12 protein-coding genes and 2 pseudogenes are annotated in these 15,613 nt (G+C 73.9%); 2 read left to right on the top strand and 12 right to left on the bottom strand.

The genetic code is table 11. From position 1 onward, the window contains the following. From M4D82_RS34335 to M4D82_RS18930, 4 genes and pseudogenes are all read right to left on the bottom strand, one after another. A complete protein-coding gene (locus M4D82_RS34335; RefSeq protein WP_349637077.1) occupies positions 1 to 246 on the bottom strand; it encodes a ricin-type beta-trefoil lectin domain protein in 246 nt (81 codons plus the stop codon). A gap of 940 nt (positions 247 to 1,186) precedes the next feature. Continuing rightward, positions 1,187 to 1,849 (bottom strand): annotated as a pseudogene (locus M4D82_RS34330) (serine/threonine-protein kinase); the annotation flags it as partial. A gap of 255 nt (positions 1,850 to 2,104) precedes the next feature. Beyond that, positions 2,105 to 2,977 carry an alpha/beta fold hydrolase gene (locus M4D82_RS18935; protein ID WP_249767172.1) on the bottom strand — a complete coding sequence of 291 codons (873 nt, stop codon included), beginning with the start codon at positions 2,975 to 2,977 and terminating at the stop codon, positions 2,105 to 2,107. Positions 2,978 to 3,271: 294 nt separating this feature from the next. Continuing rightward, positions 3,272 to 3,964, bottom strand: coding sequence for an iron-dependent transcriptional repressor DtxR (locus tag M4D82_RS18930; RefSeq protein ID WP_249767171.1), 693 nt, complete (start codon positions 3,962 to 3,964; stop codon positions 3,272 to 3,274). 254 nt (positions 3,965 to 4,218) lie between these two features. On the opposite strand from M4D82_RS18930, the gene M4D82_RS18925 reads away from it, so the two are divergent. Beyond that, complete coding sequence (locus M4D82_RS18925) at positions 4,219 to 4,974, top strand: SIS domain-containing protein (RefSeq protein ID WP_249767170.1); 756 nt, start codon at positions 4,219 to 4,221, stop codon at positions 4,972 to 4,974. A 46-nt stretch (positions 4,975 to 5,020) separates the two neighbouring features. On the opposite strand, the pseudogene M4D82_RS18920 reads toward M4D82_RS18925, so the two are convergent. After that, positions 5,021 to 6,294, bottom strand: a pseudogene (locus M4D82_RS18920) (PAS domain-containing protein). A 516-nt stretch (positions 6,295 to 6,810) separates the two neighbouring features. Next, on the bottom strand, positions 6,811 to 7,434 hold the full coding sequence (gene pdxH, locus M4D82_RS18915; protein WP_249771942.1) for a pyridoxamine 5'-phosphate oxidase: 624 nt from the start codon (positions 7,432 to 7,434) through the stop codon (positions 6,811 to 6,813). A gap of 238 nt (positions 7,435 to 7,672) precedes the next feature. On the opposite strand from pdxH, the gene M4D82_RS18910 reads away from it, so the two are divergent. Next, a complete protein-coding gene (locus M4D82_RS18910) occupies positions 7,673 to 8,779 on the top strand; it encodes a citrate synthase 2 (protein ID WP_249767169.1) in 1,107 nt (368 codons plus the stop codon). A 67-nt stretch (positions 8,780 to 8,846) separates the two neighbouring features. On the opposite strand, the gene M4D82_RS18905 is transcribed toward M4D82_RS18910, so the two are convergent. The 6 genes from M4D82_RS18905 to M4D82_RS34325 form a co-directional block, all read right to left on the bottom strand. Continuing rightward, positions 8,847 to 9,434 carry a TetR/AcrR family transcriptional regulator gene (locus M4D82_RS18905; protein ID WP_249767168.1) on the bottom strand — a complete coding sequence of 196 codons (588 nt, stop codon included), beginning with the start codon at positions 9,432 to 9,434 and terminating at the stop codon, positions 8,847 to 8,849. Next, entirely contained in the window at positions 9,422 to 10,162 is a 741-nt protein-coding gene (locus M4D82_RS18900; RefSeq protein ID WP_249767167.1) for an enoyl-CoA hydratase family protein, read from the bottom strand. The genes M4D82_RS18905 and M4D82_RS18900 overlap by 13 nt, the downstream gene beginning before the upstream one ends. Positions 10,163 to 10,382: 220 nt before the next feature. Next, positions 10,383 to 11,555, bottom strand: coding sequence for an acyl-CoA dehydrogenase family protein (locus M4D82_RS18895; protein ID WP_249767166.1), 1,173 nt, complete (start codon positions 11,553 to 11,555; stop codon positions 10,383 to 10,385). Beyond that, a complete protein-coding gene (locus M4D82_RS18890) occupies positions 11,552 to 13,480 on the bottom strand; it encodes an ATP-binding protein (RefSeq protein WP_249767165.1) in 1,929 nt (642 codons plus the stop codon). Before M4D82_RS18890 ends, M4D82_RS18895 begins: the two co-directional genes overlap by 4 nt. 8 nt (positions 13,481 to 13,488) lie before the next feature. After that, positions 13,489 to 15,087, bottom strand: coding sequence for an acyl-CoA carboxylase subunit beta (locus tag M4D82_RS18885; RefSeq protein WP_249767164.1), 1,599 nt, complete (start codon positions 15,085 to 15,087; stop codon positions 13,489 to 13,491). Then, a complete protein-coding gene (locus M4D82_RS34325; RefSeq protein ID WP_502988956.1) occupies positions 15,084 to 15,368 on the bottom strand; it encodes an AtuA-related protein in 285 nt (94 codons plus the stop codon). Before M4D82_RS34325 ends, M4D82_RS18885 begins: the two co-directional genes overlap by 4 nt. Between the last annotated feature and the right edge of the window lie 245 nt (positions 15,369 to 15,613).

The raw sequence follows: 15,613 nt of genomic DNA, 5'->3' as shown, positions 1-15,613 counted from the left end.
CTACGTCGTCCAGCGCTGGGAGGCCTCGCCGGCGCAGGTCGCCGTCACCAGGCCGCCCGCCATCGGCAGGTCCAGGCAGCCGCCGCCGTAGTCACTGCGCAGACTGCCGTCCGAACCCCAACGCCACACCCGGGAGCTGCCCTGGGCGCAGTCGCCGACGAAGACCGCATGGCCGAGGCCGTTGGAGTACAGGCAGCCACCGGACTGTTGGTTCTTCAGCTGGAAGCCGCCGCCGGAGGTGGGCATCGCGGTCCAGCGGGCGGACCCGTCCGAGCAGGAGCCGTGGTCGGAGGAGCCGTAGACCTGGGTGATGCACTCGTTGTTGTCGCCGTTGCGGTAGGTGTGCGTGCCGGAGGTGGGACGCGACGGCGGGGCGGGCGGCTTCGGCGGGGCGGCCGTGGGCGGGGGCGGGGTCGGGTTGCCGCCGCCGGACGGCGAACCGCTGCCGCCGCCCGGGGTGCCGTTGCCACCGGCCGCGTTCTGCCCGCCGGGGCCCGGCCCGGGGTTCTGGCCGGGCGCGGGGCCGTTGCCCGCCCTCCGACGGCCGGGTTCTGGGCGCCGCCGACGTCCCCGGGGCTGCCCTGGCCCTGCGCCTGGCCCTGCGCCTGGCCCTGCGCCTGCCCCTGGGCGTCGGACGGCGAGGCGGAGGGCGACCCCGAGGGCTGCCGGAGGCCGAGGGGCCGCCGGAGGCCGCCGCCGGAGGCGGGGCGGCCTGCGCGGGGGCGGAGGCGGACGGGCCGGCCCCCGCCTCGACCTTGTGCGGGCTGTTGAACGGCACGTTCTGCACGACGAGGGTGGTGCCGCCGGCGACCACGACGACGGGGACGACGGCCAGCAGGATCCGCGTACGGCGGCTCCGCTCGCGCCGCTTCGGAGGCCGCTCCCGCGCCCCGACCGCCGCGGGCCCGAGCTCCGGCGCCGGCGCCTTCTCCGGCTCCTTCCCCGCCTCCTCCTTCGGCTCCCGCTCCCGCTCCGGGTCCGCGTCCGCGTCGGCCGCGCCGCCCATCGGCAGCGTCGGGACGTCGATGTCCCGGACGTTCGCGGCGAACGCGGCCCGCTCGGCCAGCCGCTCGGATATGAGCTTGGGCCACAGGGGGGCGGCGAACGGACCCTGGCGACCGGCGCGTTCGAGAAGCTCGGCGGCGGTCGGCCGGTCCTGCGGCTCCTTGGCGAGGCAGCTCTCGACGACCTCGGCGAGCTCCGCGTCGAGCGCCCGCAGCGGCTCCAGATCGGGCTCCTCGTGCACGATGCGGTACAGCACCCCGTGCCCCGACTCCTCGCCGAACGGCGGCCGGCCGCAGGCCGCGTACGCGAGGACGGAACCCAGCGCGAACACGTCGGTCGCGCCGCTCAGCGGGCGGCGGCCCGAGGCCTGTTCGGGGGCCATGTAGGCGGGCGTGCCGACGACCATGCCGGTGCGGGTCAACTGGCTCTGCTCGGCGGCCCGCGCCACGCCGAAGTCGATGAGGGTGAGCCCGTCGGAGGTCAGCATCACGTTGGACGGCTTCAGGTCGCGGTGCACCATGTCCAGGGCGTGGACGGCCGTGAGGCTCTTGGCCGCCTCGCGCAGCAGCAGCCACAGCGCCGGCGCGGGCAGCGGGCCGCCGTTCAGCTCCACCGCCTGGCGCAGGGTGAGCCCGGGGACGTACGCGGTGGCGAACCACGGCGGGCGCGCGGCGCGGTCGCTGCCGAGCAGCGGCGCGGTGGCCTCGGCGGGCAGCCGGGCGAGGTTGTCGAGTTCGTGCCCGAAGCGGCGCAGGAAGTCGGCGTCCTCGCCGACGACGGAGGCCAGCAGCTGTTTGACGGCCACGTACCGGCCCTCGTGGACGCCGAGGTACACCCGTCCCATGCCGCCCGCTCCGAGCCGGCCCGCCAGCGGGATCGGTCCTACCCGGCGCGGATCCTCCGCCTCCAGCGGCTCGGCCCCGCTCCCCGTGAGCTCTAACACGTCAGCCTCGTCAGAATCGGAATCGGTTGAATCGGTTGGATCGGTTGGTGGTCGCACCTTCTCGTCGCAGCAAAGTACCCGATCACCCGGAAAGGGCAACGTCTGCCCGGGTGCGGGGACTTGGCCGCCGTCGATGGCGCGAGGTGGCGTGGCCGATCAGTGGGCGCCGACCGTGACGGCCTCCAGGAACGGTTCGAGGACCGCGCGCCAGGCGGTCGGCTGGTCGTAGTGGAGGTAGTGGCCGGCGTCGGGGATCTCGGCGTACTGGCCGGCCGGCAGGACGCGGACCATCTCCTGGGCCTCCGCGCGGCCCAACTCGCCGTCCAGCCCCCGGACCACGAGGGTGGGGCAGCGGACCTGGGCCAGCTCCTCCCAGTGGGCGTCGTGGACCCAGGTCTCGCGGACGGTCAGCATCTGGCGGCGGGAGAACAGCGGACGCCAGCCGTCCTGCGCCTGGTGCATGACCTCGGCGAAGAAGGCGCCGCGACCCGGATCGGGGCGCTCCACCCGGGGATCGTCCTCGCCGAACCAGCGGCGGGCGGCGTCCTGGGTGGGGAAGGGCAGGGGCCAGCGGAGGAACCATTCCTCCCATTCCGCTTGGGAGGCCGCGCCCAGGGCCGAGGCCCTCATGTCACAGATCACCAGGGCCTGGACGAGGTCGGGGCGGCGGGCGGCGAGCTGCCAGGCGGTGAGGGCGCCCATGGAGTGGCCGACGAGGACCACGGGGGCGAGGCCGAGCTGCTCGACGGCGGCCTCCGCGTCGGCCACGAAGGCCTCGCGGCCGAGCGGGGTCGCCGCCTCCGGGCCGGGCTCGGGGCGGTCGCTGTGGCCGTGCCCGCGCTGGTCGAGCGCGAAGACCCTGCGGTGCTCGCCGAGCCAGTGCGCGGTACCGGCCCAGTGGAGGGCGCGGCCCATCAGGCCGTGGAGTAACAGAACGCCGGGGATCCGGGGCTCCTCGGACGGTTCGCGGAACTCCCAGGCGGCCAAGCGGAGGCCGTCGGCCCCCGTCACATCGATGCGTCGTACCACCGCGGATGCACCCCCTTCGCTCCCGGCCAGACTATCGAACCCGTATTCGAAAACGGGCGTCTCGCCGACAACACCGCTCTTTCGAGTGACCTTGCTCAAGGATTGGCCGCCGCTGCCGATGGAGATCCTTCCAGCAGGGAGGCGGGCCGCTCGGGGAAGACGGTCCGAAGGGGATGACCTTGAGAGCTCGGGGCTCCGGGTCAGCCAGGGGAGGACGGGTCCCGGCGCCGCGAGGCGCCGGGACCTTCCGCTTCCACGAGGGGGACGGGTAGGACTACGGGTACCGGTACGGGGTCAGCGCTTGGCGACGAACACGTGCGAGGCGATGTCCGCGTCCAGCTCCGCCGCCTCACCACCGCTGCCGACGAGCACCCCGCCCGGGGACTCCGTCACGCTGACCACCGAACCGGGCTGTACGCCCGCCCGGCGCAGCGTGTACATCAGCTGGGCGTCGGTCTGGATCGGCTCCCCGATCCGCCGGACGATCACCGTCTTGCCCTCGGTGCCCGGGTCCAGCTCGGACAGGCTGACCATGCCGTCCTCCAGGAACGGGTCGGACTCGGCCTTCTCACCCAGCTCCTCCAGGCCCGGGATCGGGTTCCCGTAGGGCGACTCGGTCGGGTGGCGCAGCAGCTCCAGCACACGCCGCTCCACCGCCTCGCTCATCACGTGCTCCCAGCGGCAGGCCTCGGCGTGCACCTGCTCCCACTCCAGGCCGATCACGTCGACGAGCAGGCACTCCGCGAGTCGGTGCTTGCGCATGACGCGCGTGGCCAGCTTGCGGCCCTCGTCGGTCAGCTCCAGGTGTCGGTCACTGGCGACCGCCACCAGGCCGTCGCGCTCCATGCGCGCGACGGTCTGGCTGACCGTCGGGCCGCTCTGGTCGAGCCGCTCGGCGATCCGGGCGCGCATGGGGACCACACCTTCCTCTTCCAGCTCCAGAATGGTGCGGAGGTACATCTCCGTGGTGTCGATCAGTCCGGACATTCGTGCCCCTCGGATTGCGTGCGCTGGCCCTGCCCCCAATTCTGACGCATCGGGCCGACAACCGTCCCGCGCCGGGCGTCAAGGCATGTACGGGACATCCCCCCTCCCCCGACCCGGGAGGGTCCGGGCAGGTCGCGGGGGCGCGGGCCCGGGGATTGACGTCCGTATTGACACGCCCTTGGTCCAGACCGCACGGTGAGCGGCGGACACCGACGACGCATCCACCGCACCGCACCTGGAAGGGCCTACGGCGTATGAGCGAGAGCAAGCTGGCCGGGCAGTTCTTCGACGCCGCCATCGGCCTGCTGGAGCGGGTCCGCGACGAGGAGGGCGCGCGGATCGCCGAGGCCGGGACGGTCATCGCGGAGGCCGTCGCCTCGGGGAACCGGCTCTTCGCGTTCGGCGCCGGGCACTCCTCGCTGCCCGCCCAGGACGTGGTCTACCGGGCCGGTGGACTCGCGCTGATGAACTTCCTCGCCGTCCCGGGCACCGCCGGCATCGACGTCATGCCGGCGACGTTGGGCAGCGCCCTTGAGCGGGTCGACGGTCTGGCCGGAGCGGTCCTCGACAGCAGTCCCGCGTCCGACGGGGACGTCCTGGTGATCATCTCCCTCTCGGGGCGCAACGCGCTTCCGGTGGAGATGGCCATGAACGCCCGTGCCATCGGTCTCAAGGTGATCGGTGTGACGTCGGTGGCGTACGCGACGGAAACGCGCTCGCGGCACGTGTCGGGCACCTATCTGAAGGACCACTGCGACATCGTCCTCGACAGCAAGATCGCGGTCGGGGACGCCGAGCTGACGGCGGACGGCATCGACGCCCCGTTCGCCCCCGCCTCCACCGTGGTCACCAGCGCGATCATGCAGGCGGTCATGGCGGCGGCCGCCGGCGAACTCGCCGCGCGCGGCATGGAGCCGCCGCTGCTGCGCTCGGGCAACGTCGACGGCGGCCACGAGTGGAACGGCCGCGTGATGCAGGAGTACGGCGACCGGATCTTCTTCCGGCACTGACGGCGACGCGGCCGGGCGGCGACGCGGCCGGCCTGCCCGAGCGTGCTCATGCCGGGCGCGTGGTCAGGTCCAACGTCGCCAGGTCCAGGTCGGCGGCCACCCGGGCGGCGACCTCCTCCGCGTATAACGCGTCCGCGCGCTCGAAGGCCGGCCGCGACGAGCCGCGCAGGAACGTCAGCGTGCCCAGGCTCCGGCCGCGGCTGCGCAGCACCGTGCACAGGGCGTGCGTGGCGCCCGGCGGCCAGCGGCGGGCGCGGGCCCAGGCCTCGGCCGCCTCACCGCCCGGGGCCGCGGGGCGCTGGCGCGGACCGGGCCCATCCGGTCGAGGGCCTGGAACGCCGGGTGCGCGGCCTCGTAGCGGACCGGGATCGCGCCGGGGCCCGGCAGCAGCAGCGCCAGCCCGGACGGGGCGATCGTCGAGCGGACGAGGCGGCGGCCGGGGCCCCGTTCGAGTACGTCGACCAGCGCGTGGTCCGCGAAGGCCGCGAGCGCGTAGTCCAGGCGGACGGCGGCCGCCTCGGCCGGGTCCTCGCAGTCGGCGGCGGCCCGGCCGGCGCGGTGGAGCTGGTTGGCGCGGAAGCGCAGCTGCCCGGTGCCCAGCTCGGCCTGCCGGGCCTCGGTGACGTCCTGGAACAGCCAGCCGACGCCGAGCGGCACCGGCTCCTCCGCGAGCGGGGAGGCCAGCCGCAGGAACCCCGACCGCCAGCAGCGCCGCCGGACCCCCTCCGGGGTGCGCACCGACACCCACAGCTCCAGCGGCCCCGGCGGCGCGCCCTCGGCGAGCACGTGTTGCAGGGCGCCCTCCAGTTCCTCGACGCCCTGCTCCAGCAGGTCCCCGAGGGGCCTGCCGAGCAGGGCGGCGCGGCCGGCTCCGAAGGCGCGGGCGGCGTGGATGTTGACGACGGCCGGGCGCAGGTCGACGTCGACGAGGACGACGCCCCAGGAGGCGTCGTCCATCAGCGCCTCGCTGAGCGCGATGGAACGTTCGAGGTCGATCTGCGCGTGGACCTCGCTGAACGCGCAGTACACGCCGGCCGGTTTCCCGTCCGCGCCCGGCACCCCGGCGGACTGGGTGCGTACGAGGACCCGGCCGCCGTCCTTGGTCAGCAGGGCGAACTCGTGGACCTGTCGGCCCGGGGCGTGCTGCGCGGACATCAGCCGCTCCTCGACGTCGTCGGCGTCGGCGGCGCGCACCGCCCAGCCGGCGAAGCCCCGCCGGCCGACGGCCTCGGCGGCGGTCCAGCCGAGTATCCGCTCGGCCTCGCGGTTCCAGTGGGTGATCACCCCGTCGGCATCGAACGCGCACAGGGCGGCGTCCATCCCGTCCAGCAGCGCTGCGAGCAGATCGTCGGTGGTCTCACCACGTCCGGAAGCACTCACCTGGCACCCCCTGCAGGTGTTCGCGTGTGCGGCACGTCAGATCATTGAACTCGAACGTGACGCAGGCCACACCCGCTTTCCTCGGATTGGGCACCCGAAATCCGGTCGGCCGCCGAAATAAAACAGTTGTGGCCACCGGGGGGCGTGCCTAGGCTCTGCCGTACACGAGAAGGGAGGTGGTTCCCGAAATGTACGGAAACCGGACGCGTGAGGTGGCTGCGGGCTAAGGGCCCGTCGTCAGCAACGCACCCAGTGCGGTGCCAGGGCGGAATCGCCCGGCGCCAATCCCAAGCAGTCACCCGACCCGCGGGCTCGCCGGCACGTCCGGCCGGCTCCTCTCACTGCAGGAGAGGAACCCGAGCCCGCGGGTCGTCTGCGTTCGGGCTCCGCCCCGCCACAACGCGGCGAGGCGCGGCACCGGGCGTCGGAAGCCCGGCATGATCCACAAGACACGGCCTAGGGGCACAGGCGCTCCACGCGCCACTTCTCCCCGTCCTGGACGTAGCGCAGCCGGTCGTGCAGGCGGTTCTCGTGACCCTGCCAGAACTCCACCGCGTCGGGCACCACCCGCACCCCGCCCCACTCCGGCGGCGCCGGCACCTGCTCGCCCTCCGGGTAGCGGGCCGCGAGCTCGGCGTAGCGGCGGTCGAGCTCGTCGCGCGAGCCGATCACCGTGGACTGCTCGCTGGCCCACGCGCCCAGCTGCGAGCCGTGCGGTCGGGAGCGGAAGTAGGCGACGGTCTCGTCGCGGCCGATCCGGGCGGCGGTGCCCGTGACGACGACCTGGCGGGCGATGGGGTGCCAGGGGAACAGCAGCGAGACGTACGGGTTCTCGTCGATCTCCCGGACCTTGCGGGAGCCGTAGTTCGTGTAGAAGACGAAGCCCCGGTCGTCGAACTGCTTCAGCAGCACCGTGCGCGAGCTGGGGCGGCCGGAGGCGTCGGCGGTCGAGACGATCATCGCGTTGGCTTCGAAGACGTGCGCGGCGGCGGCCTGCTGGAACCAGCGGGCGAACTGCGTCATCGGGTCGTCGGCGAGGCTCTCCTCACGGACGATCTCGGAGCGGTACTGCCTGCGCATGACGGCGGGGTCAAGGTCCTGATGGGTCACGTCGCCATCCTGCCCCAGGACGCCGACCGCGGGTGTGCCGTATGTCACGCTTCCGAAGCTCGGGCGGAACGGACAAAATCTGGGGGCCGGTCCGAGGGGCCCTGCGGGGGTGACCATCGGCCGTGCCGGGCATCAACGGGGATGACCGCGCCGGACCGCGAATCACGCCGGGAGCCGCGCGTGTTCGCACTATCTGAGGAGCCGCCTGATGTCCGATTTCGTACCCGGGCTCGAAGGGGTCGTCGCGTTCGAGACGGAGATCGCCGAGCCCGACAAGGAAGGCGGATCGCTCCGCTATCGGGGGGTGGACATCGAAGACCTGGTCGGCCACGTCTCCTTCGGGAACGTGTGGGGCCTGCTGGTCGACGGTGCGTTCAACCCCGGCCTGCCGGCCGCCGAACCCTTCCCGATCCCGGTGCACTCCGGGGACATCCGCGTCGACGTGCAGTCCGCGCTCGCCATGCTCGCCCCCGTCTGGGGCCTGAAACCGCTCCTCGACATCGACGAGGCCACCGCCCGCGACAACCTCGCGCGGGCCGCCGTCATGGCCCTGTCCTACGTCGCCCAGTCCGCCCGCGGCCAGGGCCTGCCGATGGTGCCGCAGCGCGAGATCGACAAGGCCGAGTCCGTGGTCGAGCGGTTCATGATCCGCTGGCGGGGCGAGCCGGACCCCCGGCACGTCAAGGCCGTCGACGCCTACTGGACCTCCGCCGCCGAGCACGGCATGAACGCCTCCACCTTCACCGCCCGCGTCATCGCCTCCACCGGCGCCGACGTGGCCGCCGCCCTGTCGGGCGCGGTGGGCGCCATGTCCGGCCCGCTGCACGGCGGCGCCCCCTCGCGCGTCCTCGGCATGATCGAGGAGATCGAGCGGACCGGCGACGCCGTCGCGTACGTGAAGAAGGCCCTGGACCAGGGCGAGCGGCTCATGGGCTTCGGCCACCGCGTCTACCGGGCCGAGGACCCGCGCGCCCGCGTCCTGCGCCGCACCGCCAAGGAGCTCGACGCCCCGCGCTACGAGGTGGCCGCCGCTCTGGAGAAGGCCGCGCTGGAGGAGCTGCACGCCCGGCGCCCCGACCGGGTGCTCGCCACGAACGTGGAGTTCTGGGCCGCGATCATGCTGGATTTCGCGGAGGTCCCGGCGCACATGTTCACCTCCATGTTCAGCTGCGCCCGCACCGCCGGTTGGTCCGCGCACATCCTGGAGCAGAAGCGCACCGGCCGCCTGGTGCGCCCGTCGGCGCGCTACGTCGGCCCCGGCCGGCGTGACCCGCGCGACATCGAGGGTTACGCGGACCTGGCCGAGACGGCCTGACGTCCCCCGCCGCACCCCGCCCGCGCCGGGGACGGGGTGCGGGCGACGGGGTGCGGGGGGATCGCGATCAGCCGAGGGTGGCTTCGATGATCCGGGACCACTGGGCGACGACCCTCTCCCGGCGGGCCGTGTCGTCGGTGAGGACGTTGGCCAGGCCGAGGCCCCGGGCCATGTCGAGGAGGCCCTGCACGGTCTCCCGTACGCCGGGCACGGACTCGTCGGCGCCCAGCAGTTCGACGGCGATGCGGTGGGTCTCGCGACCGACCCGCGCCTCCAGTTCGGTGACCTGCGGGCGCAGCTGCTCCTCGTTGGAGGCGGCGACCCACAGGTGCAGCGCGGCCCGGAAGAGGGCGCCCGTGTACAGGTCGACGAGGGCCTCCACGACGGCCGGGCGGGGCGCGGGGGCGGCGTGGAAGAGCTCGCGCAGGGCGGTGGAGCGTTCCTCGGCGACGTACTCGACGGCGGCGGTGAACAGGGCCTCGCGGGTGGGGAAGTGGTGTTGCGCGGCGCCGCGCGAGACGCCGGCGCGTTCGGCGACGGCGCCGACGGTGGAGCCGGCCCAGCCGTGTTCGGCGAGGCAGGAGACGGCCGCCTCCAGGAGGTGGCGGCGGGTGACCCGGCTGCGGGCCTGCTTGGGGCCGGTCACCGTACCCATGCGGCGTCCCGGCGCTCGAAGCGGGCGGTGATGCCCTCGCGGGCCTCGTCGGAGGCGAAGAGGCGGGCGGACAGCCCCGTCAGGCGCTCGCCGTCCCGCGCCAGGGCCTCCCGTACCGGGGCCGCGACCAGGGCCTTCGTCTCGGCGAGGGCCTGCGGCGAGGCCTTGCGCAGGCCCGCGAGGACGGGCGCGAGGGCGGTGTCGACGTCGGCGTCCGCGTGCAGGGTGAGGAGGCCGATGCGGGCGGCTTCGGCGGCGTCGAAGGCCTCGGCGGTCAGGAAGTAGCGGGAGGCGGCGCGCGGGTCGAGGCGGGGCAGCAGCGGCATCGAGATCACGGCCGGGGCGAGGCCGAGGTGGGTCTCGGTGAAGGCGTACGTGGAACCCGGCCCGGCGGCGGCGATGTCGCAGACGCCGAGCAGCCCGAGGCCTCCGGCCCGTACGTGGCCGGTGACGCGGGCGACGACCGGCTTGGGCAGGGCGGCGATCTCGCGCAGCAGGGCGAGGAAGTCGGCGGGGTCGAAGGGGGACTTGAGGTCGGCGCCCGCGCAGAAGGTGCCGCCCGTGTGCGTGAGGACGACGGCCCGGACCTCGGGGTCCGTGCCGGCGCCGGCGAGGGCGGCGCGCAGCTCGGCGACGAGGCGCTCGGAGAGGGCGTTGCGGTTGGCGGGGGAGTCGAGGGTGAGCGTGGCGATGCCGTGCGCCTGGCCGGCGTGTACGAGTGGGGGCATGTCTCCTCCGGAGGGGGCGGCGGCGGGCGGCGGTTGTGGGGCGGGGTCGGGGGGCCGGGGGCGGGGGCAGGATGAGGTGCCGTCCGGGATGGGCATGATTTATGGCGCCCTCTCCGGATCAGAGTGTGCAAGCGGCGCCGCGCGCCAACAAATCACGTTCTACATCCCGGCCGGCACCCCACCCCGTCCCCGTCCCCGTCCCCGTCCCCGGCCTGGGGCCCTAGTAGGACTTGGGCAGGCCGAGGGTTTGGTGGGAGATGAAGTTGAGGATCATCTCGCGGCTGACCGGGGCGATGCGGGCGACGCGGGCGGCGGTGATCAGGGATGCGAGGCCGTATTCGCGGGTCAGGCCGTTGCCGCCCAGGGTGTGGACGGCTTGGTCGACCGCACGGACGCAGGCTTCGCCGGCCGCGTATTTGGCCATGTTCGCCGCCTCACCGGCAGCCATGTCGTCTCCCGCGTCGTAGAGGCGGGCGGCCTTCTGCATCATCAGGCGGGCGAGTTCCAGTTCGATGTGGGCTTGGGCCAAGGGGTGGGCGATGGCCTGGTGGGCGCCGATGGGCTCGCGCCAGACCTGGCGGGTCTTCGCGTACTCGACGGCCTTGGCCAGGGCGTAGCGGCCCATGCCGATGGCGAACGCGGCGGTCATGATGCGTTCGGGGTTGAGGCCCGCGAAGAGTTGGAGGAGGCCCGCGTCCTCATCGCCCACCAGGGAGGAGGGAGGGAGGCGTACGTCGTCGAGGGTCAGCTCGAACTGCTTCTCCGCCGCCTGGAGTTCCATGTCGATGACGGAGCGGCCGAAGCCGGGGGCGTCACGCGGGACGATGAACAGGCAGGGCTTCAGGCGTCCGGTACGGGCGTCTTCGGTGCGGCCGACGATGAGGGTGGCGTCGGCGATGTCCACGCCGGAGATGAACACCTTGCGGCCGGTCAGGATCCAGTCGTCCCCGTCCCGGCGGGCGGTGGTGGTGATGCGGTGGGAGTTGGAGCCGGCGTCGGGTTCGGTGATGCCGAAGGCCATGGTGCGGCTGCCGTCGGCGAGGCCGGGCAGCCAGGCCCGCTTCTGGGCCTCGGTGCCGAAGCGGGCGATGACCGTGCCGCAGATGGCCGGCGACACCACCATCATCAGCAGCGGGCAGCCGGCCGCGCCCAGCTCCTCCAGCACGATGGACAGTTCGGCGATGCCGCCGCCCCCGCCGCCGTACTCCTCGGGCAGGTTGACCCCGAGGTAGCCGAGCTTGGCGGCGTCCGCCCACAGCTCGTCGGGGTGGCGGCCCTCGCGGGCGGTGCGGGCGAGGTACTCGCGACCGTAGCGCTGCCCGAGGGCGGCGACGGCGGCGCGCAGGGCCCGGTGTTCCTCGGTTTCCACGACGGTTTCCACGGCGGGGCTCATGACGGCGTTTCCTCCTGGACTACGGCGAGCAGGGCGCCGAACTCGACCTGTCGGCCGGTGACGGCGTGGAGCGCGGTGAGCGTGCCGGAGGCGGGAGCGAGGATGCGGTGCTCCATCTTCATGGCCTCCAGCCAGAGCAGGGGCTGCCCGGCGGTGACGGCGACGCCGGGGGCGAGGCCCTCGGCGAGGCGGACGACGGTGCCGGGCATGGGGGCGAGCAGGGAGCCCGGTTCGGTGCGGTCCTGGGGATCGGGGAACCGGGGGACGGGCACGAGGGTGTGGGATCCGAGCACGGAGTCCACGTGGATCTCGACGCGTCCGCCCGGCGTGTTCGAATTGTGTTTCACGTGGAACAACCGCCGGACGCCGTCGACTTCGAGCGTGACGAGGTCCGGTCGAGCGGCCAGGACGCGCACGCCCGGGTGCTCGATCGGGTCGTAGCGGGCCTCGAACTCGGCGCCGTCCACCGTGTAGCGGCGGCTCTGCGGCTGGGAGCGGAGGTTGCGCCAGCCGCCGAGGCGGGCGGCGAGGCAGGCCCCGGACGGCGCCGGCGCGGCTTCGGCGAGGGCGGCGGCGAGCACCGCCAGGGCGGGGTCGGGGTCGTCGCCGGTGAGAGCCGGCAGGTGGCGCTCGTAAAAGCCGGTGTCGAGCCGGGCGGCGGCGAAGTCGGGGTGGCGCAGGGAGCGTACGAGGAGGTCGCGGTTGGTGGTCAGGCCGTGGATCCGGGCCCGGGACAGGGCGTGGGCGAGGATCCGTACGGCCTCGGCGCGGGTCGGGGCGTGGGCGATGACCTTGGCGAGCATCGGGTCGTAGTGGACGCCGACGGTGTCCCCGGCGGTGAAGCCGGTGTCGACGCGGACGGCCCCCGGGATGTCGAGGGTGTGCAGCGTCCCTGTCTGGGGACGCCAGTCCCGGCCCGGGTCCTCGGCGTAGAGGCGGGCCTCGACGGCGTGTCCGGCGGCCCTCGGCGGTTCCGGCGGGAGGTCGGCGCCCTCGGCGATGCGCAGTTGGAGGGCGACGAGGTCGAGGTCGAAGACGGCTTCGGTGACGGGGTGTTCCACCTGGAGGCGGGTGTTCATCTCCAGGAAGTACGGGCGACCGTCCGCGCCGACGAGGAACTCGACGGTGCCCGCGCCCCGGTACGCGACGGCCCGCGCGGCGGCCACGGCGGCGGCGTGGAGCCGTTCGCGCAGCTCGTCGGGCAGGCCGGGGGCGGGGGCCTCCTCGATGACCTTCTGGTGGCGGCGCTGGAGGGAGCATTCGCGGGTGCCGAGCGCCCAGACGGTGCCGTGGGCGTCGGCGAGGACCTGCACCTCGACGTGCCGGCCGCGCTCGACGTACGGCTCGGCGAAGACCTCGCCGTCCCCGAAGGCGGAGGCCGCTTCGGCGGCGGCGGCGTCGAGGGACTCCTTGAGGGAGTCCAGGTCGCGCACGATCCGCATGCCGCGCCCGCCGCCGCCCGCGGCGGCCTTGAGCAGCAGGGGCAGGTCGGCGGCGGTGGCGGCGGCCGGGTCGACGGGCTCCAGCAGGGGCACGCCGGCGGCCCGTACGAGGTCCTTGGCCCGGGTTTTGGAGGCCATGGCCTCGATCGCCTCGGGCGGCGGGCCGATCCAGGTCAGGCCCGCGTCCCGGACCCGGCGGGCGAAGTCGGCGTTCTCGGACAGGAAGCCGTACCCGGGGTGGACGGCGTCCGCGCCGGCCGCGCGGGCCGCCTCGATCAGCAGGTCGGCGCGCAGGTAGGTGTCGGCGGGGGCGGCCCCGGGCAGCCGGACGGCCGCGTCGGCCTCCCGGACGTGCAGGGCGTCGGCGTCGGGGTCGGAGTGGACGGCGACGGTGGCCAGGCCGAGGGCGCGGGCCGTGCGGAAGATCCGGACGGCGATCTCGCCCCGGTTGGCGACGAGGAGGGAGGTGATCGACTGGGTCATGGGCGGGCTCACATCCGGAAGACGCCGAAGCCGCCGCGGGCGCCCTCGACGGGGGCGTTGTGGACGGCCGACAGGCACAGGCCGAGGACGGTACGGGTGTCGCGCGGGTCGATGACCCCGTCGTCGTACAGCCGCCCGGACAGGAACATCGGCAGGGACTCGGACTCGATCTGCGCCTCGACGAAGGCGCGCATCCCGGCGTCCTGTTCCTCGTCGTACGGGAGTCCCTTGGCGGCGGCCGACTGGCGGGAGACGATCGACAGGACGCCGGCGAGCTGCTGGGGGCCCATGACGGCGGACTTGGCGCTGGGCCAGGCGAAGAGGAAGCGGGGCTCGTAGGCCCGTCCGCACATGCCGTAGTGGCCGGCGCCGTAGGAGGCCCCGATGAGCACGGACAGGTGCGGGACGCGGGAGTTGGAGACGGCGTTGATCATCATCGAGCCGTGTTTGACGATGCCGCCGGCCTCGTACTCCTTGCCGACCATGTAGCCGGTGGTGTTGTGGAGGAAGAGGAGCGGGATGTCGCGCTGGTTGGCGAGCTGGATGAACTGGGCGGCCTTCTGCGATTCGGCGCTGAAGAGGACGCCTTGGGCGTTGGCGAGGATGCCGACGGGATAGCCGTGGAGGGTGGCCCAGCCGGTGACGAGGCTGGTGCCGTACAGCGGCTTGAACTCGTCGAAGTCGGAGGCGTCGACGAGGCGGGCGATGACCTCGCGCGGGTCGAAGGGGGTCTTCAGGTCGGGCGGGACGATCCCGAGCAGCTCCTCCGGGTCGTACAGCGGCTCGACGGCGGCCGGCGGATCGGGGTGGGCCTTGCGGTGGTTGAGGCGGGCGACGATGCGGCGGGCCTGGCGGATCGCGTCGTACTCGTCGAGGGCGTAGTGGTCGGCGAGGCCGGAGGTGCGGGCGTGCAGGTCGGCTCCGCCGAGGGATTCGTCGTCGCTCTCCTCGCCGGTGGCCATCTTGACCAGGGGCGGGCCACCGAGGAACACCTTGGAGCGGTCCTTGATCATGACGGTGTGGTCGGACATCCCGGGGATGTACGCGCCGCCGGCGGTGGAGTTGCCGAAGACGACGGCGATGGTGGGGATGCCGTCGGCGGAGAGCCGGGTGAGGTCGCGGAAGATGGCGCCGCCCGGGATGAAGATCTCCTTCTGGGAGGGGAGGTCGGCGCCGCCGGACTCGACGAGGCTGATGCAGGGCAGTCGGTTCTGGCGGGCGATCTCGTTGGCCCGCAGGGCCTTCTTCAGGGTCCAGGGGTTGGACGCGCCGCCGCGGACGGTGGGGTCGTTGGCGGTGATCAGGCACTCGACGCCCTCGACGGTGCCGATGCCGGTGACCATCGAGGCGCCGACGGGGTAGTCGCTGCCCCAGGCGGCGAGCGGCGACAGCTCCAGGAACGGGGTGTCGGGGTCGAGCAGGAGCTCGACGCGCTCCCGGGCGAGGAGCTTGCCGCGCCGCTTGTGCCGGGCCGTGTACTTCTCGCCGCCGCCGGCGAGGGCCTTGGCGTGTTCGGCGTTCAGGGCGTCGAGCCGTTCGAGGGCGGCCGTACGGGCGGCGGTGTACGCGGGGTCGACGGGGTCGACGGCGGTACCGAGTCGGGTCATGTCCCCTCCGGGGCGGGTGGCGGCGGCAGGAGGTGGGTGGGGATGTCGAGGTGGCGGGCGCGGAGCCATTCGCCGAGGGCTTTGGCCTGGGGGTCGAAGCGGTGGCCGGAGGCGACGCCGTCGCCGAGGATGCCGGTGATGGTGAAGTTCAGGGCCAGGAGGTTCGGGAGCTCGTGGCGGCGTACGGGGAGACCGTTGGTCTCGGGGAGCAGCCGTTGGAGGGCTTCGACGGTGAGGGTGTCGCGCAGCCAGGCCCAGGCGGGGGCCGTCTCGACCCACACGCCGATGTTGGCGTCGCCGCCCTTGTCGCCGCTGCGGGCCCCGGCGACAAGTCCCAGCGGGACGCGGGCGGTCGCGGCCGGGGGCTCCGCCGACCCGGGACGCGGGCTCGGCCCCGCCGGCTCCTGTGGCCCGGGACGCGGGCTCGGCCCCGCCGGCTCCTGTGGCCCGGGCGCGGGCTCGGCCCCGCCGGCTCCTGTGGCCCGGGACGCGGGCTCGGCCCCGCCGGCTCCTGTGGCCCGGGACG

The organism is Streptomyces sp. RerS4 (assembly GCF_023515955.1).
Taxonomy (GTDB): Bacteria; Actinomycetota; Actinomycetes; order Streptomycetales; family Streptomycetaceae; genus Streptomyces.
The sequence above is the reverse complement of the archived record's forward strand: the minus strand, read 5'-3'. Positions and strand labels throughout refer to the sequence as shown.